Below are 24,111 nucleotides of genomic sequence, written 5' to 3'. Positions count from 1 at the left end.
GACCATGATGGACGGCACGAATTTCGACGACGCCCTCACCGGCGAACAGAAGATCCGCAATTTCAACATCAATTTCGGGCCCCAGCATCCGGCCGCCCACGGCGTGCTGCGACTGGTGCTGGAACTGGATGGCGAGATTGTCGAGCGCTGCGATCCCCATATCGGCCTGCTGCATCGCGGGACGGAAAAGCTCATGGAGAGCCGGACCTACCTGCAGAACCTGCCTTATTTCGACCGGCTCGACTACGTGGCCCCGATGAACCAGGAACATGCCTGGTGCCTCGCGATCGAGAAGCTGACCGGGACCGAAGTGCCCCGGCGCGGGTCCCTGATCCGGGTGCTCTATTCCGAGATCGGGCGGATCCTGAACCACCTGTTGAACGTCACGACCCAGGCCATGGATGTGGGCGCGCTGACGCCGCCGCTCTGGGGCTTTGAAGAGCGTGAAAAGCTCATGGTCTTCTACGAGCGGGCTTGCGGGGCGCGTCTCCACGCGGCCTATTTCCGACCCGGAGGCGTGCATCAGGATCTGCCGCCCGAGCTGCTCGATGATATCGAGACCTGGACCCACGAATTCCCCGCCGTGCTCGACGATATTGACGGGCTGCTGACCGAGAACCGGATCTTCAAGCAGCGCAATTGCGATATCGGCGTGGTCACCGAAGAAGAGATCCTCGAATGGGGCTATTCCGGCGTGATGGTGCGGGGCTCGGGCCTGGCATGGGATCTGCGCCGCGCGCAGCCCTATGAATGCTACGATGAGTTCGATTTCCAGATCCCCATTGGCAAGAATGGCGACTGCTATGACCGCTATCTCTGCCGGATGCAGGAGATGCGCGAGAGCCTCGGGATCATCCAGCAGGCCATCGTCAAACTGCGCGAATGCCCCGGCGATGTCCTCGCGCGCGGCAAGCTGACCCCGCCCAAGCGCGGCGACATGAAAACCTCGATGGAGAGCCTGATCCACCACTTCAAGCTCTATACCGAAGGCTTCCACGTGCCCGAGGGCGAGGTCTATGCCGCGGTCGAGGCGCCCAAGGGCGAGTTTGGCGTCTTCCTGAAATCGGATGGCACGAACAAGCCTTACCGCTCCAAGATCCGCGCACCGGGCTATCTGCACCTGCAGAGCATGGATCACGTGGCCAAGGGTCACCAGCTGGCCGATGTGGCCGCGATCATTGGGACCATGGACGTGGTGTTCGGAGAGATTGACCGCTGATGCTGTGGGTTGCGATCGGGTTCGGGGCGGTCTTCGTGCTGTCCTTCTGGCTGAGCGCCGGGATGGGGAAGGCCTCGCGGTCCTCCCTTGTCGGGCTGTTCGCCGGGCTGATCGCCTTTGCCGGTCTGATGGCCGCTTATCTGGCCGGACTGGCCATCTGGCTGCGCGCCACGCTGCGCAGCTTTGTCGAGACGTATTTGCCGCAACTGCTGGAGCAGCTTCTGCTGATCCTTGAACAGGTTGCGCCACTGAGGGAAACGATCTGATGCTGCGTCGTCTTCACGCTGACCAACCCGCAAGCTTTGCCTTCACGCCCGAGAACGAGGCCTGGGCGCTGACGCAGATGACCAAGTATCCTGAGGGTCGTCAGGCGTCCGCGATCATTCCGATCCTGTGGCGCGCGCAGGAACAAGAGGGCTGGCTGACCCGCCCGGCCATCGAATACGTGGCCGAGATGCTGGATATGGCCTATATCCGGGCACTCGAAGTCGCGACGTTCTACTTCATGTTTCAACTGCAACCTGTTGGTTCCGTTGCGCATATCCAGATTTGCGGGACGACATCCTGCATGATCTGCGGGGCCGAGGATCTGGTCGCGGTTTGCAAGGACAAGATCGCGCCCAAGGCCCATCAGCTCAGCGCCGACGGCAAGTTCAGCTGGGAAGAGGTCGAATGCCTCGGCTCCTGCGCGAACGCGCCCATGGCCCAGATCGGCAAGGATTACTACGAGGACCTGACGGTTGAGGGCTTCTCGGCGCTGCTGGACAAGATGGCGGCGGGTGAGGTGCCCGTGCCCGGTCCGCAGAACGGGCGCTACACGTCGGAGCCTGCAGGCGGGTTGACCAGCCTCACCGAATACGAAGCGGGCAAGGATGCCTATAACGCCTCAGCGCGGCTCGCGGTGGATCTTGGCGACACGATCAAGCGTATCGACGGGACCGAAGTCCCCCTGACGGCGCCGTGGCTCGGCAAGGATGCCGAACTGCCCAAGCCTGCAAACACCGCGAAAGCTCCGACACCCGAGGCACCGGCAACGACGGCGGAGCTTGCGCCGGAGCCGGTCGTCGCGCCTGCGCCCACCGAGACAACGAAGGTCAAGCCAAGTGCCGCACTGCCCGGACAGGCGGAATTGGCCTCGCGGAAGGGCACGTGGAAATACGGAGCGGCTTCGACGCAAACAGGGTCCAAGCCCGCCATGCTGAGTGCGGCGCGCGATGAGGGCGCCGATGATCTCAAGAAGATCAAGGGCGTCGGGCCCAAGCTCGAGACCATGCTGAACGGCATGGGCATCTACCATTTCGACCAGATCGCCGGCTGGTCCGAGGCCGAGTTGGCTTGGGTGGATGACAATCTCGAAGGCTTCAAGGGACGTGCTTCCCGCGATGAATGGGTGGCCCAGGCCAAGACCCTCGCATCAGGAGGCGAGACAGAATTTTCTTCCCGCGTTACAAAAGGGGACGTTTACTAACGAACGGCTCTGAAAAAGGGGGAGAACTGGAATGACGACACAAAACAAAGACATGACCTGCACCATCATCTGCTGGGCGATCGGCATACTACTGGGCGCGCTGACGGCGGCTGGGCTGATGGTTGTAGGCTGGTCATTCCTGCAAGGCGCATTCATGGGCGCGATTGCCTGGCTCATTGTCGGCGGCGCGCTGAGCATCATGGTCTGCGGCCAGGGCGGACGCCCGCAAGGTCGGGTCGAGGCGCTGCAAGCCGAGATGGACGCGGCGCGCGCCCGTGTTCAGGGCGGTGCGCCGACCCCGAGCGCGGAGCCCGCGCCGACCGTGCCCGCCATGGCAACCGGCGTCGTGAAACCGTCGACCCCGCTGGCGGGGGAGGCTGAACTGGCCAGCCGCAAGGGCTCCTGGACCTATTCCAATGGGGCCACCGAGACTGCGTCGGCCGAGGCGGAGGGCAAGCCTGCAACCCTATCGGCAGCCCGAGACGGCAAGGCGGATGACCTCAAGAAGATCAAGGGCGTCGGACCCAAGCTTGAAGGCGTGCTGAATTCCATGGGCTTCTACCATTTTGACCAGATCGCCGGCTGGTCCGAGGCCGAGCTGGCCTGGGTGGATGAGAACCTCGAAGGCTTCAAGGGGCGCGCCTCGCGTGATGAATGGGTGGCGCAGGCCAAACTGCTCGCCGGTGGCGGCGAGACGGAGTTTTCCAAACGGGTCGATGAGGGCGACGTGTACGACACATGACCCAACGCCCGGATCCCGAAGAGCAGGCCCGCGTCATGCAGGCCCGCACCGCCGCCATCGTGGTCGCTGCCACGATGGTGCTGTGGATCGGGGCGAACTTTGCGGGAAGGGAATTGGGCCTGCCGGTCCGGTTTGTCTTCCTATTCGATTTTGCCGCACTGGCAGCGTTCTTCTGGGCGCTGGTGGTGGGGTTCAGGCTCTGGCGATCGCGCCAGGCGAAGGAGTGACAGATGCTGCAAGATCAGGACCGGATCTTCACCAATATCTACGGAATGCATGACCGCACTCTGGCCGGTGCCCGCAAGCGCGGGCATTGGGACGGCACGGACAAGCTGGTTCAGATGGGTCGCGATGACATCATCAAGATCATGAAGGATAGCGGGCTGCGCGGTCGCGGCGGCGCGGGCTTTCCGACGGGTCTGAAATGGTCCTTCATGCCCAAGGGCAGTGACGGGCGGCCCCATTACCTTGTGGTAAACGCCGACGAATCCGAGCCGGGCACCTGCAAGGACCGGGAGATCATGCGCCATGATCCCCACACCCTGATCGAGGGCTGCCTGATCGCGAGCTTCGCGATGGGCGCCCATGCCTCCTATATCTATATCCGCGGTGAGTATATCCGCGAGCGCGAGGCGCTGCAGGCGGCGATCGACGAGGCCTATGACGCGGGCCTTCTGGGCAAGAATGCCGCCGGGTCCGGCTGGGATTTCGACCTCTATCTCGCCCATGGGGCGGGGGCCTACATCTGTGGCGAGGAAACCGCGCTGATCGAGAGCCTCGAAGGCAAGAAGGGCATGCCCCGGATGAAGCCGCCCTTCCCGGCGGGCGCGGGTCTCTATGGCTGCCCGACCACGGTGAATAACGTGGAATCCATCGCCGTTGTGCCGACCATCCTGCGCCGTGGCGCGGACTGGTTCGCGCAGTTCGGCCGTCCGAACAATGCGGGCACCAAGCTCTTTGCGATCTCGGGCCATGTGAACAACCCCTGTGTGGTCGAGGAGGCCATGTCGATTTCCTTTGAGGAGCTGATCGACAAGCATTGCGGCGGGATCCGTGGCGGCTGGGACAACCTCAAGGCGGTGATCCCGGGCGGATCCTCGGTGCCCTGCGTGCGTGGTGAGAACATGCGCGACGCGATCATGGATTTCGACTACCTGCGCGGCGAGCTGGGCTCCGGCCTCGGCACGGCGGCGGTGATCGTGATGGACAAGGATACCGACATCATCAAGGCGATCTGGCGCCTGTCGAAGTTCTACAAGCACGAGAGCTGCGGCCAGTGCACGCCCTGCCGCGAGGGCACGGGCTGGATGATGCGCGTGATGGACCGTCTGGTGCGCGGCGAGGCGGAGGTCGAAGAGATCGACATGCTGTTCGACGTCACCAAGCAGGTCGAGGGCCACACCATCTGCGCGCTTGGCGATGCTGCGGCCTGGCCGATCCAGGGTCTCATCCGCAACTTCCGCGACGAGATCGAAGACCGCATCAAGGCCCAGAAATCCGGGCGCGTCTCTGCAGCAATGGCGGCGGAGTAAGGTCGCGGATGTGTTCCGTCATTCAACATGTATGGGCTCGGTGGCCTCGACCCGAATGGCGGGCTTTGCCATCTGTGCGGCGCGCGGAACACACCCGGGTTCGGCGTGATGACCTGCGCGCAATGCGGAACGGAACTGGCTCCGGACCGGCAGCGGGACCTGAAACACCCGAAACCGTGGCACTGGAAGGTGTTCTGGGGGCTCTCCGCTCTGATCCTCTGCGCGGCCATGGTCTCCAACCCGGCGGTTCGACAGGCCGTCAAGGAGTTCCGCATTCCTCTGTCGAAAAGCTCCGGACCGTGATCCGTGTCGGTCTGATATCGGCTTTGATGGCGGGCCCTGCAGTCGCGGAAACGCTGCGTCCGGCGCCGAGCTATTACACCAATACGGTCTTTGCCGTGACCATGGCCGAGGCTCTGGCCCAGGGGTGTGGCGCGTTGGGCCTGAACTTCTTTGCCGTTCAAAGCCAGCTCGAAATTCTCGAGGCGCGGCTGGGCGAGGATGGGTTCGACACGGATGAACCCTTTGACCAGATGATCGATCCGACCCCGATCTTTACCAGCATGCAGCAGGATTTCCTGACCCAGTATCCGATCGAAGGGGCCTCGCAGGCGGAGGTCTGTGCAGCGGGTCGGACCGAGATCGGCGAAGACACCCTGATCGGGATGCTTCTGATCGATGAAAAGGCGCTGTCCGAATGACCGCGCCCGCCGGATATCACCTGGCGCAGGTCAATGTCGGTCGGCTCAGGACCGACACGGATGATCCGCGTGTGGCCGAGTTCATGGCCAATCTCGACCGGGTGAACGGGTTGGGCAAGCGGATGCCGGGCTTTGTCTGGATGATGGAAGGCTCGGGCGAGCCGGGCACGGGCAACACCGAAGCCAAGATCGATGGCGATCCGCGTTTCGTGTCCAACCTGACCGTCTGGGAGGATGTGGAAAGCCTCGAACGCTTTGTCTGGGGCACGATCCACAAGCAATTCTACGAAAAGCGCGCCGAGTGGTTCGAAACCCTCGGTGAGATGCATTTCGCAATGTGGTGGGTCCCAGAAGGTCACCGCCCGAGCCTGGATGAGGCTCTGGCGCGGCTCGACCATCTCAAGACCCATGGAGACAGCGACCACGCCTTTGGCTGGTCTTATCTGAAAGAGGCGCGCATGTGGCAGACCCATGCTTGCGCGCCCGTAGCGGCGGAGTAACCCATGTCTGACCTGCGCAAGATCGAGATCGACGGGATTGAGATTGAAGTGGACGGGGCGATGACCCTGATCCAGGCCTGCGAGGAAGCGGGGATCGAGATCCCGCGCTTTTGCTATCACGAGCGCCTGACCATCGCCGGCAACTGCCGGATGTGCCTTGTCGAAGTTGTCGGCGGCCCGCCCAAACCCGCGGCCTCCTGTGCGATGCAGGTCAAGGACCTGCGCCCGGGGCCCGAGGGTCAGCCGCCGGTGGTCAAGACGAACTCCCCCATGGTCAAGAAGGCCCGCGAGGGGGTGATGGAGTTCCTGCTCATCAACCACCCGCTGGATTGCCCGATCTGCGATCAGGGCGGCGAATGCGACCTGCAGGATCAGGCGATGGCTTACGGTGTGGATTTCAGCCGCTTCCGCGAGGCCAAGCGCGCGGTCGATGATCTGGATCTCGGCCCGCTCGTGGGCACCGCGATGACGCGCTGCATCTCCTGCACGCGCTGCGTGCGTTTCACGACCGAGGTCGCGGGCATCACCCAGATGGGCCAGATCGGCCGGGGCGAAGATGCCGAGATTACCAGCTATCTCAACCAGACGCTCGACAGCAATTTGCAGGGCAATATCATCGACTTGTGCCCGGTGGGCGCGCTGACTTCCAAGCCCTATGCCTTCACCGCCCGCCCGTGGGAGCTGACCAAGACCGAGACCATCGACGTGATGGACGCGCTTGGCTCGAACATCCGCGTGGACACCAAGGGCCGCGAAGTGATGCGGATCATGCCGCGCAACCATGACGGCGTGAATGAGGAGTGGATCTCCGACAAGACGCGTTTCATCTGGGATGGCCTGCGTCGGCAGCGGCTTGATACGCCCTATATCCGCGAGAATGGCAAGCTGCGCCGGGCGAGCTGGCCCGAGGCGCTCTCGGCGGCAGCGGCGGCCATGAAGGGCAAAAAGGTTGCGGGGATCGTCGGCGATCTCGTCTCGGTTGAGGCGGCCTACGCGCTCAAGCAACTGGTCGAGGGGCAGGGCGGCGTGGTCGAGTGCCGGACCGATGGCGCCAAGCTGCCGGCGGATAATCGTGCGGCCTATGCCGGGACCGCCACCATCGAAGATATCGACACGGCAGAGATGATCCTGCTCGTGGGCACCAATCCGCGGCTCGAAGCGCCGGTGCTAAACGCACGGATCCGCAAGGCCTGGGCAGCCGGGGCCGATGTGGGCCTGATCGGCGAAGCCGTTGATCTGACGTATGATTACGTCCATATGGGCACGGATCGCGCGACGCTTTCCGCCGCTCTGGAGAAGGGGGTTTCCGAGGACACCCGCGAGAAGGACTCCATCGTCATCATCGGGCAAGGCGCCCTGAACGAGGCCGATGGGGCCGCAGTTCTCGGTCACGCCATGGCCTTCGCCGAGGCATCAAATTCCAAGCTGCTCGTTCTGCACACGGCGGCCGGTCGGGTGGGCGCGCTGGATGCGGGCTGCGCCAATGACCGGGGTATGGAGGCCGTGTCCGAGGCCGAGGTGATCTACAATCTCGGGGCCGATGAGGTGGAAATCGCACCGGGTGCTTTCGTGATCTATCAGGGCAGCCATGGCGATCGGGGCGCGCATCGCGCGGATCTCATTCTGCCCGGCGCCGCCTATACCGAGGAGCAGGGGCTCTTCGTGAACACAGAGGGCCGTCCGCAACTGGCCCTGCGCGCGAATTTCGCACCGGGTGACGCGAAAGAGAACTGGGCGATCCTGCGCGCACTGTCGGCGGAGCTGGGCGCGACCTTGCCCTTCGACAGCCTGGCGCAACTGCGCAAGGCACTGATCGCTGATGTGCCCCACTTGGCGCAGATCGACGAAGTGCCGGAAAACACCTGGCAGGCTCTGCCCACGGGCACGCTCGGCAAGGCCGAGTTCCGCAACGTGATCCGCGATTTCTATCTGACGAACCCGATTGCGCGCGCCAGCGCCCTGATGGGCGAATTGACGGCCATGGCCAAGGCCCGCGCCGAGGCCCCGATGGCCGCAGAATAAGGGCGTTGGCCGGGCTCGGACCCGGCCACGCAGGCCCCCGGGATCCTTTGTGATCACAGGGCAAACCATCTCGGCGGAAAAGTGCGCGACAAGTCCGCACAACCCGGGTCTGAGGGATGGTCAAGGCAGGCGGGATACGGTTTACACCCGTATACCGACGCTGCACCGCAACGAGGGATTTTGGCCGGTTCGACCGTCCTGATCCGACGCAATGAAGGGGATCAGGCGGGGCCCCGAACCCCGTCCGGACCAAAAGGGCGATGTGAGGAAACATGGCTGATTTCTTTTCCACTGGACCGGGCATTGCCGTGCTCATAATTGCACAATGCCTTGCTGTGCTGGGCTTTGTGATGGTCTCGCTGCTGTTCCTCGTCTATGGCGACCGCAAGATCTGGGCGGCTGTCCAGATGCGCAAGGGCCCGAACGTGGTCGGCGCTTTCGGCCTGTTGCAGACCGTGGCGGATGCGCTGAAATACGTGGTCAAGGAAGTGGTCGTGCCCGCGGGGGCCGACAAGCCGGTCTTCATGCTGGCGCCGATGACCTCCTTCGTGCTGGCGATGATCGCATGGGCGGTGATCCCGTTCAACGACGGTTGGGTGCTGGCGGATATCAACGTCGCGATCCTCTATGTCTTCGCCGTCTCCTCGCTTGAGGTGTACGGCGTGATCATGGGCGGCTGGGCGTCGAACTCGAAATACCCGTTCCTCGGCTCCCTGCGCTCGGCGGCGCAGATGATCTCGTACGAGGTGTCGATCGGCCTGATCATCATCGGCGTGATCCTCTCGACCGGGTCGCTGAATTTCGGCGATATCGTCGCGGCGCAGGATGGCTCCTTCGGGTTCTTCAGCTGGTACTGGCTGCCGCATCTGCCGATGGTCTTCCTGTTCTTCATCTCGGCGCTGGCCGAAACCAACCGCCCGCCCTTTGACCTTCCCGAAGCGGAATCCGAGCTCGTGGCCGGCTATCAGGTGGAATATTCCTCGACGCCCTTCCTGCTCTTCATGGCGGGCGAGTACATTGCGATCTTCCTGATGTGCGCGCTGATGACGCTGCTCTTCTTCGGCGGCTGGCTGTCCCCGATCCCGTTCCTGCCGGACGGTCCGATCTGGATGGTGGGCAAGATGGCGATCTTCTTCTTCCTCTTCGCGATGGTGAAGGCCATCGTCCCGCGCTACCGCTACGACCAGCTGATGCGGCTGGGCTGGAAGGTCTTCCTGCCTTTCTCCCTCGCATGGGTCGTGTTCGTGGCCTTCGCGGCACAGTTTGAACTCTTCGGCGGGGCCTATGCCCGCTGGGCAATCGGAGGCTGACCATGGCGCAGATGGACTACACCCGCGCGGCCAAGTACTTCCTGCTGATGGACATTTTCGCGGGCTTCAAGCTCGGGTTTAAGTACTTCTTCAAACCCAAGGCGACGCTTGCCTATCCGCATGAAAAAGGCCCGCTCAGCCCGCGGTTCCGCGGCGAGCATGCCCTGCGCCGCTATCCGAACGGGGAAGAGCGCTGCATTGCCTGCAAACTGTGCGAGGCGATCTGCCCGGCCCAGGCGATCACCATCGATGCCGAGCCACGCGATGACGGATCCCGCCGCACGACCCGCTACGACATCGACATGACCAAGTGCATCTATTGCGGCTTCTGTCAGGAAGCCTGCCCGGTGGATGCGATTGTCGAGGGCCCGAATTTCGAATTCGCCACCGAGACCCGCGAAGAGCTGTTCTACGACAAGGACAAGCTGCTGGAGAACGGCGCCCGGTGGGAAGCCGAGATCGCCCGTAACCTAGAAATGGATGCGCCCTACCGATGACCGATAGTTCAAATCCATTCGCGGCGCTCATGGAACAGTCCCAGGCCTGGGCCAAGGCCATGAACCCGGCCCTCGAAAGCTTCACCCCCAAAGGGTTCGAAAAGCTCTGGCCGACCGTGCCGGCCGAGGTCATGGAAGCCATGATGGGCCAGACCTTCAATCCTGGTGGGCTCGACAGCAAGACCCGTCTGCTGCTGACCCTGGGCGGGCTGACCGTCCATGGCGCGCAGGCCGAGGCACAGATCCGCATGACCGTGCGCCATGCCGTCGAGGCGGGCGCCACCAAGCAGGAGATCGCCGAGACCATTGGCCAGATGGCCATGTTCAGCGGCATTCCCGCCATGACCAAGGCCATGGAGCTTGCGACCGAGGTTCTGGACGAGACCAGCGAGGAGGAGCAGGAATGACCATCGCGGATATCACCTTTTATCTCTTTGCGCTGACCGTTGTGACCGCCGGGCTTCTTGTGACGCTCGCGCGCAACCCGGTGCATTCGGTGCTCTGGCTGATCCTCGCCTTCCTGTCTTCCGCAGGGCTGTTCGTGCTTCTGGGCGCGGAATTTGTCGCGATGCTGTTGATCATTGTCTATGTGGGCGCAGTCGCGGTGCTGTTCCTCTTTGTCGTGATGATGCTCGACGTGGACTTCGCCGAGCTCAAGGCCGAGATGGCCAATTACATTCCCATGGCGGCCTTGATCGGGATCATCCTGCTCATGCAGTTGGTCATGGTCTTCGGAAACTGGACCTTCTCGCCCGAGGCGCTGGCCCAGCGGGGCGCTGTGGCGCCGGACCTCAACGAGGTGCAGAATACCGCCGCCCTCGGTCAGCTGATCTATGACGATTACATCCTTCTCTTTCAGGCTTCGGGTCTGATCCTGCTGGTGGCGATGGTGGGGGCGATCGTGCTGACCCTGCGCCACCGGGTGGACGTCAAGCGCCAGAACGTGATTGCCCAGATGCACCGCGATCCGGCCAAGGCGATGGAGCTCAAGGATGTGAAGCCGGGGCAGGGGCTCTAACCCGCCCAAAGGACTTGCGCTGATCCCGGCCAACCGGGGCGGCGCGCGAGACGAACGGGGCCGAACCGGCCCAGAGAGCAACGACCGAGGGACAGAATGGTCGAAGGACACCAGATGCTGCGCCAAGCCGGGGCCGCCATGGCCCTGTTCGGAGCCAGCGTTCCCATGGCGAACGCGCTCGATCTGGCCGCGTGCACCCGGACAACGCATATCTCCCATGGGGGCGAGGACGGGCACCGGGATCTGGGCGCGGGCCGGGTGATGTACCGGATCTGGTGGTCCCAGGAAGGGACCTTCTCGGATTACGTCGTCGCCGAATGCGACACCGGCCGGTCCCTGGTGACCCGCGCAGCCGAGGAAAGCATGAGCGCCCGCGCGCCCTTTGACCGGACCCCGGCCGTGACCCGCGTGCTCGACACCCATACACGCCGCGACCCGATCTTCTTCGATCTGGACCGGCTCGCAGGCGCGCTGCGCCACACCGGACGAGATACCCGGATCGAGACCCTGAGCGACGAGCCCTGCGCCTGCGCAGCGGCCTACCCGCAGGCCCGGTCCGGCTGGGCGCCGTTTTCGGAGGGCGCGCAATGAGCGACAGAATTTGGATGCAAACGGCGCGCCCGGCGCGCCATCGGACCGGGGCACCGCATGTCCGCGGGACGGGAGAGAAGATATGATCGGACTTGAGCATTACCTGACGGTGGCCGCAGCGCTGTTCGTCATCGGCATTTTCGGCATTTTCCTGAACCGCAAGAACGTCATCGTCATCCTGATGTCGATCGAACTCATGCTTCTGGCGGTGAACATCAACCTCGTGGCCTTCTCGGCCTTTCTCGGGGATCTGGTGGGGCAGGTCTTCACCCTGTTCGTGCTGACCGTTGCCGCTGCGGAGGCCGCGATCGGCCTCGCCATCCTCGTCTGCTTCTTCCGCAACCGCGGAACGATCGCGGTCGAAGACGTTTCGAACATGAAGGGCTGAGCACATGGAAACGATTATCCTCTTTGCCCCTCTGGTCGGCGCGCTGATCTGCGGGTTCGGCTGGAAGTTCATCGGCGAGAAACCGGCGATGATGGTCTCGACCGGCTTCGTCTTTCTCTCGGCGCTGCTGAGCTGGGTCGTCTTTCTCACCTTTGACGGCACGACCGAACAGGTGCAGATCCTGCGCTGGATCGACAGTGGCTCGTTGGCTGCGGATTGGTCCATCCGGCTCGACCGGCTGACGGCGATCATGCTGATTGTGGTCAACACGGTCTCAGCGCTCGTGCATCTCTATTCCTTCGGCTACATGGATCACGACCCGCAATGGCGCGAGGGCGAGACCTATAAGCCGCGTTTCTTCGCCTATCTGAGCTTCTTCACCTTCGCGATGCTGATGCTCGTGACCTCCGACAACCTGGTGCAGATGTTCTTCGGATGGGAGGGCGTGGGCGTCGCCTCTTACCTCCTGATCGGGTTCTACTGGCGCAAGCCTTCGGCCGGGGCCGCGGCGATGAAGGCCTTCATCGTCAACCGGGTCGGGGATTTTGGCTTCGCGCTTGGCATCTTCGGGTTGTTCTACCTGACCGACAGCGTGAACTTCTCGGATATCTTTGCCGCCGCGCCGGAACTGGCCGAGACGCAGATCCACTTCCTGTGGACCGAGTGGAACGCGGCGAACCTGCTGGCCTTCCTGCTGTTTGTCGGGGCCATGGGGAAATCGGCTCAGCTCTTCCTGCACACCTGGCTGCCGGACGCGATGGAAGGCCCGACGCCCGTGTCGGCTCTGATCCACGCGGCGACAATGGTGACCGCGGGCGTCTTCCTGGTCTGCCGCATGTCGCCGGTGATGGAATTCGCGCCCCAGGCCATGACCTTCGTCACCTTCATCGGCGCCACCACCGCCTTTTTCGCGGCGACCGTGGGCCTCGTGCAGAACGACATCAAGCGCGTGATCGCCTATTCGACCTGTTCGCAGCTGGGCTACATGTTCGTGGCGGCCGGTGTGGGGGCCTATTCGGTGGCGATGTTCCACCTGTTCACCCACGCGTTCTTCAAGGCGATGCTCTTCCTCGGCGCGGGCTCGGTGATCCATGCCATGCACCACGAGCAGGACATGCGGAACTATGGCGGTCTGCGTAAGAAGATCCCCTATACCTTCGCGGCGATGATGATCGGCACGCTGGCGATCACCGGCGTCGGCATTCCGCTCACGGGCTGGATCGGGTTCGCGGGCTTTGCCTCCAAAGATGCCGTGATCGAGAGCGCGTTTGCGGGCACCAACCCAGCGCATATGTACGCCTTCTGGATGCTGGTGATCGCGGCCCTCATGACCAGTTTCTACAGCTGGCGTCTGATCTTCCTGACCTTCTACGGCACGCCGCGCGGGGACAAGCACACCCACGAGCATGCCCATGAGAGCCCCAAGGTCATGCTGATCCCGCTGGGCGTTCTGGCCCTCGGGGCGGTGTTTGCCGGGGCGATCTGGTATGGCAGCTTCTTTGGCCACACGGATCAGGTCGGCAAGTTCTACGGCGTGCCTTACGCCGAGGAGCAGAGCGAAGAGGGTCATGGGGACAGCCACGGCGAAGACCATGCCGAGGACCACGGCCATGGCGAGCATCACTATGTGTTTGCGGGCCAGCCGGGTGAGGGCGCGCTCTATATGGGCCCCGAGAACACGGTCATGGCCGATGCCCATGAGGTGCCGAAATGGGTCAAGCTGAGCCCCTTCGTGGCCATGCTGATCGGTCTCGGGTTGAGCTTCCTGTTCTACATCCACAAGCCGAGCCTGCCCAAGACCTTCGCGGAGGCGCTCTGGCCGGTCTACAACTTCATCTACAACAAGTGGTATTTCGACGAGATCTATGACGCGGTCTTCGTGAAACCCGCCAAGGCCATCGGCCGGTTCCTTTGGACCAAGGGCGATGGGGCCACCATCGATGGTGGGATCAACGGGCTGGCGATGGGGATCATTCCCTTCATCACGCGGCTCGCGGGCCGGGCGCAGTCGGGCTACCTCTTTCACTATGCCTTCGCCATGGTGCTGGGCATCACGATCCTGGTCACCTGGATGATGATCGGGGGCGGAGCAGAGTAATGGACAACCTCCTTTCCATCATCACCTTCATTCCGGCGGTCGCGGCCCTGATCCTTGCGGTCTTCCTGCGCGGCAATGACGCCGCCGCACAGCGCAACGCCAAGTGGCTCGCGCTGATCGCGACCTCGGCGACCTTCGTGCTGTCGCTCTTCCTGCTGGCCGGGTTCGATCCCCAGAACACCGGTTTCCAATTCGTCGAAGAGCGTCCCTGGGTGCTCGGCCTGACCTACAAGATGGGCGTCGACGGGATCTCGATCCTTTTCGTGATGCTCACCACCTTCCTGATGCCGATCACCATCGCGTCCTGCTGGACCGTCGAGACGCGGGTGAAGGAATACATGATCGCCTTCCTCGTGCTCGAGACGCTGATGATCGGCGTGTTCTGCGCGCTGGACATGGTGCTCTTTTACCTCTTCTTCGAGGCGGGCCTGATCCCGATGTTCCTGATCATCGGCATCTGGGGCGGGGCGAACCGGATCTATGCCAGCTTCAAGTTCTTCCTCTACACGCTGCTCGGCTCGGTGCTGATGCTGGTCGCGATGATTGCGATGTATGTGGATGCCGGTACGACGGATATTCCCACCCTGCTGAACCACCAGTTCTCGACCGGGACGATCGACGTGCTGGGCGTCCATGTCATCGGCGGGATGCAGGTGCTGCTCTGGCTGGCCTTCTTTGCGAGCTTCGCGGTGAAGATGCCCATGTGGCCGGTCCATACCTGGCTGCCGGATGCCCACGTGCAGGCCCCGACCGCGGGCTCCGTGGTGCTGGCGGCGATCCTGCTGAAGATGGGGGGCTACGGCTTCCTGCGCTTCTCGCTGCCGATGTTCCCGGTCGGCTCGGACATCATGGGGCCGCTGGTGCTTTGGATGTCGGCCATCGCGATTGTCTACACCTCGCTCGTGGCGCTGGTGCAGTCGGACATGAAAAAGCTGATCGCCTATTCCTCGGTCGCCCATATGGGTTTCGTGACTATGGGGATCTTCGCGGCGAACCAGCAGGGCGTGGATGGCGCGATCTTCCAGATGATCAGCCACGGCTTTATCTCCGGCGCGCTCTTTCTCTGTGTCGGCGTGATCTATGACCGGATGCACACCCGCGAGATCGACGCCTATGGCGGCCTCGTGAACCGGATGCCCGCCTATGCGCTGGTCTTCATGCTCTTCACCATGGCCAATGTGGGCCTTCCGGGCACCTCGGGCTTCGTGGGTGAATTCCTGACCCTGGTTGGCGTGTTCCAGGTCAACACCTGGGTGGCCTTCGTGGCGACCTCGGGCGTGATCCTGTCGGCGGGCTATGCCCTGTGGCTCTACCGTCGGGTGGTCTTTGGCGACCTGATCAAGGAGAGCCTCAAAACGATCTCCGACATGACCCTGCGGGAGCGGGCGATCTTTGCTCCGCTGATCGTGATGACGATCCTGCTGGGGGTCTATCCGAGCCTGGTCACCGACATCATCGGCCCCTCCGTCGAGGGGATGCTGACCCAATACACCGCGCAGGTGGAGGCGTTCGAGCCGGCCACCATGGTCGCGGGCAGTGCTGCACATTGAGGATCTGAGCCATGATTTCCCAAGATATCTCGGTCGTCATGCCGGAAATTGCCCTGGCGATCTTCGCCATGGGGGCGCTGATGTTCGGCGTCTACACGGGCAAGGACCGCACGGCACCCTTCCTGACCTGGCTCACCTCGGCGGTCTTCGTCGCACTTGCCTTCTGGATCGCGCTCTCGGGGGCGGGGGACCGGACGGCCTTTGGCGGCATGTTCGTGGATGACAGCTTTGCGCGCTTTGCCAAGGTGACGATCCTGCTCTCGGCCGCGGCCATTCTGCTCATGAGCCAGGACCACATGACCAAGCTCGGAATCCTCAAGTTCGAGTATCCGATCCTGATTGCCCTGTCGGTCATCGGGATGATGATGATGGTCTCGGCGGGCGATCTGATGGCGCTCTATATGGGGCTCGAGCTGCAATCGCTCTCGCTCTATGTGGTGGCCTCGCTGCATCGCGACGACACGCGCTCCACCGAGGCGGGTCTGAAGTACTTCGTGCTGGGCGCGCTCAGCTCGGGGATGCTGCTCTATGGGGCGAGCCTGACTTACGGCTATGCGGGCACGACGCTCTTCTCTGGCATCATCGCCACGGCGGGCGAGGACGGGATCTCTCTCGGGCTGCTCTTTGGCCTCGTCTTCCTGACGGCGGGTCTCGCCTTCAAGGTCTCTGCCGCGCCGTTCCACATGTGGACCCCAGACGTCTATGAGGGCTCGCCCACACCGATCACCGCGCTCTTTGCCACTGCGCCCAAAGTTGCGGCCATGGCGCTCTTTGCGCGAGTCGTGCATGACGCCTTTGGCGGCTATGTGGGCGACTGGCAGCAGATCGTGGCCTTCCTCGCGGTGATCTCCATGTTCCTCGGCGCGATTGCCGCGATCGGACAAACGGATATCAAGCGCCTGATGGCCTATTCCTCGATCGCCCATATGGGCTTTGCGCTGATGGGGCTCGCGGCGGGTACCGTCGAGGGCGTGCAGGCGATGCTGATCTACATGGCGATCTACGTGACCATGAATATCGGCACCTTCGCCTTCATCCTGTCCATGGAGAAAGACGGCGTCGCGGTCACTTCCATTGCCTCTCTAAACCAGTTCGCCAGCCAGGAGCCGACCAAGGCGATGGCGCTCCTGCTGCTGATGTTCAGCCTCGCGGGGATCCCGCCGTTGCTGGGCTTTTTCGGCAAGTATACCGTGCTGCTCGCGGCTGTGGATGGGGGCCTGACATGGCTGGCCATTGCCGGTGTGATCGCCTCGGTGATCGGGGCGTTCTACTACCTGCGGATCGTCTACTTCATGTATTTCGGCAAGGAGACCGACGCGCTGGAGGGCGGGATGCCCATGGTGCAATACGGGTTCCTGATGGCCTCGGCGATCATCATGCTTGCGGGCATCGTGAACTTCTTCGGGGTCGAAGGCATGGCGCTGGCGGCAGCGGAATCGCTTGTCCGCTGACCTGAGCTGGCCGCACGGGGTCGCCAAGCGCGTCCTCGAGGAGGTCGACAGCACAAACGCCGAAGCGATGCGGATCGCTTCGGAGATCACTGGTCCGACCTGGATCCTCGCCAAGCGTCAGACAGCGGCACGCGGGCGGCGCGGCCGGGCCTGGGCCAATCCCGAAGGCAATTTTGCCGGCACGCTGGTGATGCGCCCGATCGAGAGCCCCGATCAGGTCGCCCTGCGGTCCTTCGTGACGGCGCTGGCCCTGCGCGACGCGCTGGTGCTGGCCACCGGACGGCCCGAGGCCTTTGCCCTGAAATGGCCCAATGACGTGCTGCTGAATGGTGGCAAACTCGCCGGTATCCTGCTCGAGACGACGGGGCAGGTCGGGGCGCTGACCCTCGTCATCGGGATCGGCGTCAACCTGGCCGAAGCCCCGCCGCCCGGGGATGTGGAGCCGGGCGCGCTCGCCCCGGTTTCGGTCGCCGGCGAAACCGGTGTCCGCATCGCCCCCGAAGAGTTCCTCGACCTGCTCGCCGCCTGTTACGCCACGCGCGAGGCAAGCTTCACCACCCATGGTTTCGCACCCATCCGCACCGCCTGGCTTGCCTCGGCGGCCCATCTCGGCGCGCCGATCCGCGCGCGCACGCTGACGGATGAGTATCACGGCACATTCGAAGGGATCGGCCCCGATGGCGCCTTGATCCTGACCACAGGCTCCGGCCCGCTGCACCTGCCAGCGGCGGATGTCTATTTCTGAGACAAGGGGGCAGCCCATGCTTCTGGCAATCGATTGCGGCAATACCAACACGGTGTTTGCCATCCATGACGGCACCGAGTTCATCGCGGTCTGGCGGACGGCCACTGAACACCAGCGCACCGCCGATCAGTATTACGTCTGGCTCTCCAGCCTGATGCAGATGCAAAAGCTTGAGGTGGAGATCACCGAGGTGATCATCTCGTCAACCGTGCCACGGGTGGTGTTCAACCTGCGGGTCCTGTGTGATCGCTATTTCAACTGCCGCCCGCTGGTGGTGGGCAAGGCCGGCTGCACCTTGCCGGTGGATGTGCGCGTCGATGAGGGCACGCAGGTGGGGCCGGACCGGCTGGTCAACACCGTGGCGGGCTACACGCAGTTCGGCGGCGACCTGATCGTGGTGGATTTCGGCACGGCCACGACCTTTGACGTGGTGGCCAAAGATGGCGCCTATATCGGCGGGGTGATCGCGCCCGGGGTCAATCTGAGCCTCGAAGCGCTGCATAATGCGGCGGCGGCGCTGCCCCATGTGGATGTCTCCAAGCCCGAGAGCGTGATTGGCACGAATACGGTTGCATGTATGCAATCGGGTGTGTTCTGGGGCTATGTGGGGTTGGTTCGCGAGATCTGTGCGCAGATCCGGGCCGAGCGGGATCGTCCGATGCGGGTCATCTCGACCGGCGGGCTCGCCCCGCTCTTTGCGCAGGGCGCAGATTTGTTTGATGCGTGGGTGGATGATCTGACGATGCAAGGGCTCGTCACGATCAACGCCCACAATAGAGAGGCGTAATGGCAGAGCGATTGATCTATCTCCCCCTCGGTGGCGCGGGTGAGATCGGGATGAATGCCTATGTGTATGGGTATGGTGAAGCGGGGCGCGAGCGGCTGATCCTGGTGGATATTGGCGTCGCGTTCCCGGATATGGACAGCACGCCCGGCGTGGATCTGATCACGGCGGATGTGTCCTGGCTGGCCGAGCGGGCCGATCAGCTCGAAGCGATCTTCATCACCCACGCCCATGAAGACCATGTGGGCGGCCTTGGCCTGTTGCATCCCAAGCTCAAGGCGCCGGTCTATGCGCGTCCCTTCACCGGCGCGATTGCGCAGCGCAAGATGGACGAGAAAGGGCTCGACCCCGAGCTCGTCAAGATCGTCGGCGCCTATCCGGAGGTGGTCGAGGCCGGACCCTTCAAGGTGTCCTATCTGCCCGTGTCGCACTCGATCCCCGAGGCGGCGGGCCTCGTGATCGACAGCCCGGCGGGCCGCGTGATCCATACGGGCGATTTCAAGCTCGACCCGACGCCGATTGTCGGCGAGGCCTTTGACCCGGAGCTCTGGGGCGATGTCTCCAAGGATGGGGTGCTGGCGCTGATCTGCGACAGCACGAATGTCTTCTCGCCCAAGCCGGGCCGCTCCGAAGCGGATGTGGCGCCCGAGCTCAAGCCGCTTGTCGCCGAGGCCGGGGGCATGGTCGTGGCAACGACTTTCGCGTCCAATATCGCGCGTCTGCAATCCCTGGCCGAGGCCGGGCGCGATGCGGGCCGCTCGGTGGTTCTGCTGGGCCGGGCCATGAAGCGCATGGTCACCGCCGGGGTCGAGAGCGGTGTGCTCACCGATTTCCCGCCCACAGTCGCGCCCGAGGCGGCCTCCGAGATCCCGCGCGAGAACCTGATGCTGATCGTCACCGGCAGCCAGGGGGAGCGGCGTGCGGCCTCGGCCCAGCTGGCGCGTGGCAAGTATCTGGGCTTTGAGCTGGCCGAGGGGGATCTCTTCGTATTCTCGTCCAAGACGATCCCGGGCAATGAAAAGGGCGTGGCGCGGATCATGAACGCGCTCAGCGAGAAGGGTGTGGATCTTGTCGATGACGAGGGCGGGCGCTACCACGTCTCGGGCCATGCGAACCGGCCCGACCTGTTGGAGCTGCACCGCATCGTGAACCCGAAACTGGTCGTGCCCATGCATGGCGAGCATCGGCACCTGCGCGCCCATGCGCGTCTGGCCGAGGGCAATGGCCGCACGGGGATCCTAGCGCCCAACGGCTCGATGGTCGTGCTGAGCGGCAACAAGCCCGGCGTGACGGAGTATGTCGATACGGGCCGGACCTATCTCGACGGGTCGGTGCTGGTCGGGGCGTTTGACGGCGTGGTGCGCGACCGGATCAAGCTCGCGCTCAACGGGCATGTGGTCGTGGCGATCATCATCGATGAGGGCGATGACCCGATCGAGGATGCCTGGGCCGAACTGCGCGGCTTGCCCGAGGTCGGGGCGAGTAAGGCGGATATGCAGGAGCTTGTCGAATACGAGGTCGGGCAAACCCTGATCCGCGCCAACCGCAAGACCCTCGATGATGACGGCAAACTCGAAGAGGCGGTCACCCGTGCGGTCCGGCAGATTTGCCAGACCGAGCTGGGCCGTCGGCCAGAGGTGAGCGTTCTCATCTCGCGCCTGATGGCGGAGTAATCCGGTTGCGTGGCGCAGGTGACGGGGATCTCCCGGCGCCTGCGCGCGCCCCGCGCCAGACCAAGCCGACACTGGCATGAAACTCCGCGTGACTGGCGCAGCGTAACCCAACCAACATGAAGAAAAACCGCGCGCCGCGATCCGCGCGCGCACCGGTCATGCGGGATCAAAAAAGGGCTCCCGAAGGAGCCCTTTGATCAACTGCCGCTGCGTTCGCTGAAACTGCGGAGCAGGAAATCCGGAACGTGATCGCCCATGCCCACCTGGCCCGGGCCTGTGTCGCGCCCACGGCCCTTGCGGCCACGGCGGGGCGCGTCGGCGGGTTTGGCCGCCGGCAGAACCGCGTCCGGGATGGGCGGTTCGATGATTTCGACTTCCTCTGCGACGGCGGTCTCGACCACCTCCGGCGCGGGCTTGGCCCGGCTGCGCGAGCGGCGGGGACGCTTGGGCGCCTCGTCGGTATTCGCGCTTTCGCTGTCACTCGAGCGGCGACGGCTCGTCGGTTCGCGGCGCTCGATCTCGGGGGCTTCAACCCGCGGGATTTCCAGCTTCACCAGATCCTCGATCGCCGTCAGCAACTTGTCATCCGCCGGCACTGCCAGCATCAGGGCCGTGCCCTTGCGGCCCGCGCGGCCCGTGCGCCCGATCCGGTGCACGTAATCTTCGGAATGGCTGGGCACGTCGAAGTTGAACACGTGGCTCACATTGGGAATGTCGAGCCCGCGTGCGGCCACATCCGAGGCCACCAGGAAACGCAGGGAGCCATCGCGGAACCCGTCCAGGGTCCGCATCCGCTGGCTCTGTTCCAGATCGCCATGGATCGGCGCGGCGTTATAGCCATGCTTGATCAGCGACTTGGCGACCACATCCACATCCATCTTGCGATTGCAGAAGATGATCGCGTTCCGGCACTCTTCGCCCTCGCGCTCGATCAGCGCCCGCAGCATGTCGCGCTTTTCCTTGAAGGCCGTGGCCCGGTCGCGGCGCGACGGTTTGAACTGCACGAGCCCCTGGGTGATCGTGTCCGAGGTCGTGGATTGCCGCGCCACCTCGACCCGGGCCGGGTTGCTGAGGAAGGTGTTGGTGATCCGCTCGATCTCGGGCGCCATGGTGGCGGAGAAGAACAGGGTCTGCCGGGTGAACGGGGTGAGCTGAAAGATTTTCTCGATATCGGGGATAAAGCCCATGTCGAGCATCCGGTCCGCCTCATCGACAACCATGACCTTCACATCCGTGAGGATCAGCTTGCCGCGCTCGAAATGGTCGAGCAGCCGCCCGGGCGTCGCGATCAGGACGTCCACGCCCTTGTCGATCAGCAGGTCCTGCTCCTTGAAGGAGACCCCCCCGATCAGCAGCGCCTTGGTCAGCTTGGTATGCTTGGCATAGATGTCGAAATTCTCGGCCACCTGCGCGGCCAGCTCCCGGGTCGGGGCCAGCACGAGGCTGCGCGGCATGCGCGCCCGGGCCCGGCCCTTACGCAGCATGGTGATCATCGGCAGCGTGAAGCTCGCCGTCTTGCCGGTCCCGGTCTGGGCAATTCCCAGAACGTCACGGCCCACCAGCGCGGGCGGGATCGCCTCGGCCTGGATCGGGGTCGGGGTGTCGTACCCGGCTTCGGATATGGCTTTGAGTACCTTAGGATCGAGGTCCAGGTCAGAAAATTTCGTCATGTGCGTCCATGGTTTACGGCATCGGACCGTAGGGGGTGAGGACGCAATCTCTGAGCGTCCGCGGGCGGTTATCCACAAGGATGACGGGGACATAGCTCAATTCGGCGGGGGGGTCAAATGCTGCGCTGCCGCAGGGTGTCGTGCAAGTGTTACCGGAACGACAAGGGAGTGTCGCAGAGCGCCGGCAGGGTGCCGTCATCTCGCCATAGGGAGACACGAGAATGACACGCTTCACGACCTCAGCCGCCTTTGCCGCCCTGATCGCGGCCACGCCTGCCGTTGCGCAGGACATGGTGGGCGCAACCCTTGCCGGACATGCGGTTCTGCCGGCCTTCACCTTTTCCGCGCCACCTGCGGATGCCCCGGCCGAGACTTGGATCTCGGGGCGCTATACGGCCGGTGCCACGCCGGTGCGCGCGCCGCAAAGCCTCGCGCCGCGCAACGGGCTGGCACGGCCCTTTTTCGGCCAGCCGGTGCAGGGATTCTCGGGCTATGCCCAGACCCGCGCCGAGGATGGCAGCCTCTATGCGCTGATCGACAATGGCTATGGGTCCAAGGCCAACAGCGCGGACATCCTGCTGTCCTTTACCCGCATCGCCCCGGATTTCGAAAGCGGCGAGATCGCCCTGTTGGAGCGCGTCTGGCTGCGCGACCCTGAGGGCCGCGTGCCGGTCCGGATCATCCATGAGGCGACCGAGGAACGCTATCTGACCGGCGCGGATTTCGACCTCGAAGGGATGCAGGTCGTCGGCGACCGGGTCTATATCGGCGAGGAGTTCGGGCCCTATCTGCTCGAGGCGACCCTGGACGGCGTCGTGACCGGCGTGTTCCCGACGATGCTGGAGGGGCAGGAGGTCCGCTCTCCGGATCATCCGGCTCTGCGCATTCCGGCGCAGGCGGGGGTCGATTGGACCCTGCCGCGCTCGGGCGGTTACGAAGGGCTGGCGCTTGCGCCCGACGGCACGCTCTGGGGCATGCTGGAGAAGCCGCTTCTGGCCGAGACCGGCGAGAGCGAGGGGGATTTCCTCCGGGTGCTGGCCTTCGATCCCGAGGCCCGCGACTGGACCGGGCGGAGCTTCAAGTTTGCCCTGACCGAAGGGGCCGTCGCGATTGGGGATTTCAACTTCATCGACGAGACCCGCGCGCTGGTGATCGAGCGCGATGGCGGGCAGGGGCATCCGAGCTTGGCTTGCGCCGAGGGGCAGAGCGAGGGCTGTTTCGCCCGCCCGGCCGGGGTCAAGCGCATCACGCTGATCGACACGTCCGAGATTGGCGATGACGGCTTCGTCGCCCGGATTGCCCAGATCGACCTGATGGACATCGCGGATCCGGATGAGTTGGCGCGGCTCGAGACCGATGGCGACATCCCAGAGGGCCGGTTTGCCTTCCCCTTCGTGACCATCGAGAGCGTGATCCGCGACGGCGACGAGCACATCCTTGTCTCCAACGACAACAACTTGCCCTTCTCGGCGGGGCGCAAGCTCGGCGTGGCCGACAGCAACGAGATCATCCGCCTGCACGTGCCTGAACTGCTCTCGGCGCGCTAGGTCCCGCTACCAGATCACGCTGGCCGCGGTCCCAAGGATCGCGGCCACCGCAAGGGCCGTGACCCAGCCATCCCCGGCGGTCATCCCCAGCCCGAGCAACAGAACGGGCAGGCAGAGCACGAACGGCAGCCCCGGGATCGCGCCAAAGACGATGATGACCCCGCCGACCAGCGCCAGACAGAGCGCGATGGCAAATTCCACTAACCAAATCTCGAGGATCCACAGCCCCCGGGGCCGGATGATCCGGGACAGACGGTCAGCCGCGCGCCGCAGGGCGGGCAGGGCCTTGAGGACAGGACCAGGAGGCAGGCGCACCCGTCGCAACCAGCCGGGCAGAGAGACGCGCGCGTCCCCGATGGCCAGCGCAAAGCCCGACAGGGCCAGCGCGACCCCGGCGACGGCAGGCAAGAACGGGATCATCCCCAAGGGCAGGATCATGAGTGTCGCAAGTAGCGCGATGATCGGTCCGTGACCGCGCACGCCTAGGACATCGACGATGGTCCCGACCGTCGGAGCCTCCTGCCCGAGCGCATGTTCAAGCGCGTCGAGCAGGCTCAGGAAGGGCGCGTCCTGCGCCGGGCGGTCGCTCATCTCGGCGGCCCGCC

At 64.0% G+C, this 24,111-nt stretch carries 25 protein-coding genes; 23 read left to right on the top strand and 2 right to left on the bottom strand.

What is annotated here, in order from left to right; all coding sequences use genetic code 11:
* Positions 1-7 precede the first annotated feature (7 nt).
* From ACP150_RS10980 to ACP150_RS10875, 22 genes are all read left to right on the top strand, one after another.
* Positions 8-1,219, top strand: a complete 1,212-nt coding sequence (locus tag ACP150_RS10980) for an NADH-quinone oxidoreductase subunit D (RefSeq protein WP_424966958.1) — start codon at positions 8-10, stop codon at positions 1,217-1,219.
* Positions 1,219-1,485 carry a hypothetical protein gene (locus ACP150_RS10975; protein ID WP_424966671.1) on the top strand — a complete coding sequence of 89 codons (267 nt, stop codon included), beginning with the start codon at positions 1,219-1,221 and terminating at the stop codon, positions 1,483-1,485. Before ACP150_RS10980 ends, ACP150_RS10975 begins: the two co-directional genes overlap by 1 nt.
* Complete coding sequence (locus tag ACP150_RS10970; RefSeq protein ID WP_424966670.1) at positions 1,485-2,687, top strand: NADH-quinone oxidoreductase subunit E; 1,203 nt, start codon at positions 1,485-1,487, stop codon at positions 2,685-2,687. The genes ACP150_RS10975 and ACP150_RS10970 overlap by 1 nt, the downstream gene beginning before the upstream one ends.
* Positions 2,688-2,718: 31 nt before the next feature.
* Positions 2,719-3,429 carry an endonuclease gene (locus ACP150_RS10965; RefSeq protein ID WP_424966669.1) on the top strand — a complete coding sequence of 237 codons (711 nt, stop codon included), beginning with the start codon at positions 2,719-2,721 and terminating at the stop codon, positions 3,427-3,429.
* Positions 3,426-3,656, top strand: a complete 231-nt coding sequence (locus ACP150_RS10960; RefSeq protein WP_424966668.1) for a DUF5337 family protein — start codon at positions 3,426-3,428, stop codon at positions 3,654-3,656. The genes ACP150_RS10965 and ACP150_RS10960 overlap by 4 nt, the downstream gene beginning before the upstream one ends.
* A 3-nt stretch (positions 3,657-3,659) precedes the next feature.
* Entirely contained in the window at positions 3,660-4,961 is a 1,302-nt protein-coding gene (gene nuoF / locus ACP150_RS10955) for an NADH-quinone oxidoreductase subunit NuoF (protein ID WP_424966667.1), read from the top strand.
* 27 nt (positions 4,962-4,988) lie between these two features.
* A complete protein-coding gene (locus ACP150_RS10950; RefSeq protein ID WP_424966666.1) occupies positions 4,989-5,264 on the top strand; it encodes a hypothetical protein in 276 nt (91 codons plus the stop codon).
* Positions 5,265-5,290: 26 nt separating this feature from the next.
* Positions 5,291-5,662 carry a DUF5333 family protein gene (locus ACP150_RS10945; protein WP_424966665.1) on the top strand — a complete coding sequence of 124 codons (372 nt, stop codon included), beginning with the start codon at positions 5,291-5,293 and terminating at the stop codon, positions 5,660-5,662.
* Positions 5,659-6,162, top strand: coding sequence for a DUF3291 domain-containing protein (locus tag ACP150_RS10940; protein WP_424966664.1), 504 nt, complete (start codon positions 5,659-5,661; stop codon positions 6,160-6,162). The genes ACP150_RS10945 and ACP150_RS10940 overlap by 4 nt, the downstream gene beginning before the upstream one ends.
* 3 nt (positions 6,163-6,165) lie before the next feature.
* Positions 6,166-8,184, top strand: coding sequence for an NADH-quinone oxidoreductase subunit NuoG (gene nuoG, locus ACP150_RS10935; RefSeq protein WP_424966663.1), 2,019 nt, complete (start codon positions 6,166-6,168; stop codon positions 8,182-8,184).
* A 272-nt stretch (positions 8,185-8,456) separates the two neighbouring features.
* Positions 8,457-9,494 carry an NADH-quinone oxidoreductase subunit NuoH gene (nuoH, locus tag ACP150_RS10930; RefSeq protein ID WP_424966662.1) on the top strand — a complete coding sequence of 346 codons (1,038 nt, stop codon included), beginning with the start codon at positions 8,457-8,459 and terminating at the stop codon, positions 9,492-9,494.
* 2 nt (positions 9,495-9,496) lie between these two features.
* Positions 9,497-9,991, top strand: a complete 495-nt coding sequence (gene nuoI, locus ACP150_RS10925) for an NADH-quinone oxidoreductase subunit NuoI (protein ID WP_424966661.1) — start codon at positions 9,497-9,499, stop codon at positions 9,989-9,991.
* Positions 9,988-10,398, top strand: a complete 411-nt coding sequence (locus ACP150_RS10920; RefSeq protein WP_424966660.1) for a carboxymuconolactone decarboxylase family protein — start codon at positions 9,988-9,990, stop codon at positions 10,396-10,398. Before nuoI ends, ACP150_RS10920 begins: the two co-directional genes overlap by 4 nt.
* Positions 10,395-11,009, top strand: a complete 615-nt coding sequence (locus ACP150_RS10915; protein ID WP_424966659.1) for an NADH-quinone oxidoreductase subunit J — start codon at positions 10,395-10,397, stop codon at positions 11,007-11,009. The genes ACP150_RS10920 and ACP150_RS10915 overlap by 4 nt, the downstream gene beginning before the upstream one ends.
* A 114-nt stretch (positions 11,010-11,123) precedes the next feature.
* A complete protein-coding gene (locus ACP150_RS10910) occupies positions 11,124-11,600 on the top strand; it encodes a hypothetical protein (RefSeq protein WP_424966658.1) in 477 nt (158 codons plus the stop codon).
* A gap of 82 nt (positions 11,601-11,682) precedes the next feature.
* Positions 11,683-11,988 (top strand): NADH-quinone oxidoreductase subunit NuoK, encoded by a 306-nt coding sequence (gene nuoK / locus ACP150_RS10905; protein ID WP_012177998.1) that lies wholly within the window; start codon positions 11,683-11,685, stop codon positions 11,986-11,988.
* Between the two features lie 4 nt (positions 11,989-11,992).
* Complete coding sequence (nuoL, locus tag ACP150_RS10900; protein WP_424966657.1) at positions 11,993-14,086, top strand: NADH-quinone oxidoreductase subunit L; 2,094 nt, start codon at positions 11,993-11,995, stop codon at positions 14,084-14,086.
* Positions 14,086-15,636, top strand: coding sequence for an NADH-quinone oxidoreductase subunit M (locus ACP150_RS10895; protein WP_424966656.1), 1,551 nt, complete (start codon positions 14,086-14,088; stop codon positions 15,634-15,636). Before nuoL ends, ACP150_RS10895 begins: the two co-directional genes overlap by 1 nt.
* An 11-nt stretch (positions 15,637-15,647) precedes the next feature.
* The gene (gene nuoN / locus ACP150_RS10890; protein ID WP_424966655.1) at positions 15,648-17,087 is read left to right on the top strand and encodes an NADH-quinone oxidoreductase subunit NuoN; all 1,440 of its coding nucleotides are present in this window, start codon (positions 15,648-15,650) and stop codon (positions 17,085-17,087) included.
* On the top strand, positions 17,077-17,832 hold the full coding sequence (locus ACP150_RS10885; RefSeq protein WP_424966654.1) for a biotin--[acetyl-CoA-carboxylase] ligase: 756 nt from the start codon (positions 17,077-17,079) through the stop codon (positions 17,830-17,832). Before nuoN ends, ACP150_RS10885 begins: the two co-directional genes overlap by 11 nt.
* 16 nt (positions 17,833-17,848) lie before the next feature.
* Entirely contained in the window at positions 17,849-18,619 is a 771-nt protein-coding gene (locus ACP150_RS10880) for a type III pantothenate kinase (RefSeq protein ID WP_424966653.1), read from the top strand.
* Positions 18,619-20,289, top strand: a complete 1,671-nt coding sequence (locus ACP150_RS10875; protein ID WP_424966652.1) for a ribonuclease J — start codon at positions 18,619-18,621, stop codon at positions 20,287-20,289. Before ACP150_RS10880 ends, ACP150_RS10875 begins: the two co-directional genes overlap by 1 nt.
* A gap of 197 nt (positions 20,290-20,486) precedes the next feature.
* Here ACP150_RS10875 and ACP150_RS10870 read toward each other — a convergent pair whose 3' ends face one another.
* The gene (locus ACP150_RS10870; protein WP_424966651.1) at positions 20,487-21,959 is read right to left on the bottom strand and encodes a DEAD/DEAH box helicase; all 1,473 of its coding nucleotides are present in this window, start codon (positions 21,957-21,959) and stop codon (positions 20,487-20,489) included.
* A gap of 221 nt (positions 21,960-22,180) precedes the next feature.
* Here ACP150_RS10870 and ACP150_RS10865 point away from each other — a divergent pair, with 221 nt between their 5' ends.
* Complete coding sequence (locus tag ACP150_RS10865) at positions 22,181-23,506, top strand: esterase-like activity of phytase family protein (RefSeq protein ID WP_424966650.1); 1,326 nt, start codon at positions 22,181-22,183, stop codon at positions 23,504-23,506.
* A gap of 6 nt (positions 23,507-23,512) precedes the next feature.
* Here the strand turns inward: ACP150_RS10865 and ACP150_RS10860 are convergent, their stop codons facing one another.
* On the bottom strand, positions 23,513-24,097 hold the full coding sequence (locus tag ACP150_RS10860) for an exopolysaccharide biosynthesis protein (protein WP_424966649.1): 585 nt from the start codon (positions 24,095-24,097) through the stop codon (positions 23,513-23,515).
* Positions 24,098-24,111: the final 14 nt, after the last annotated feature.

Source organism: Dinoroseobacter sp. S375, from assembly GCF_049800775.1.
Taxonomy (GTDB): Bacteria; Pseudomonadota; Alphaproteobacteria; order Rhodobacterales; family Rhodobacteraceae; genus Dinoroseobacter.
This window is presented reverse-complemented; position numbering and strand designations above follow the sequence as displayed.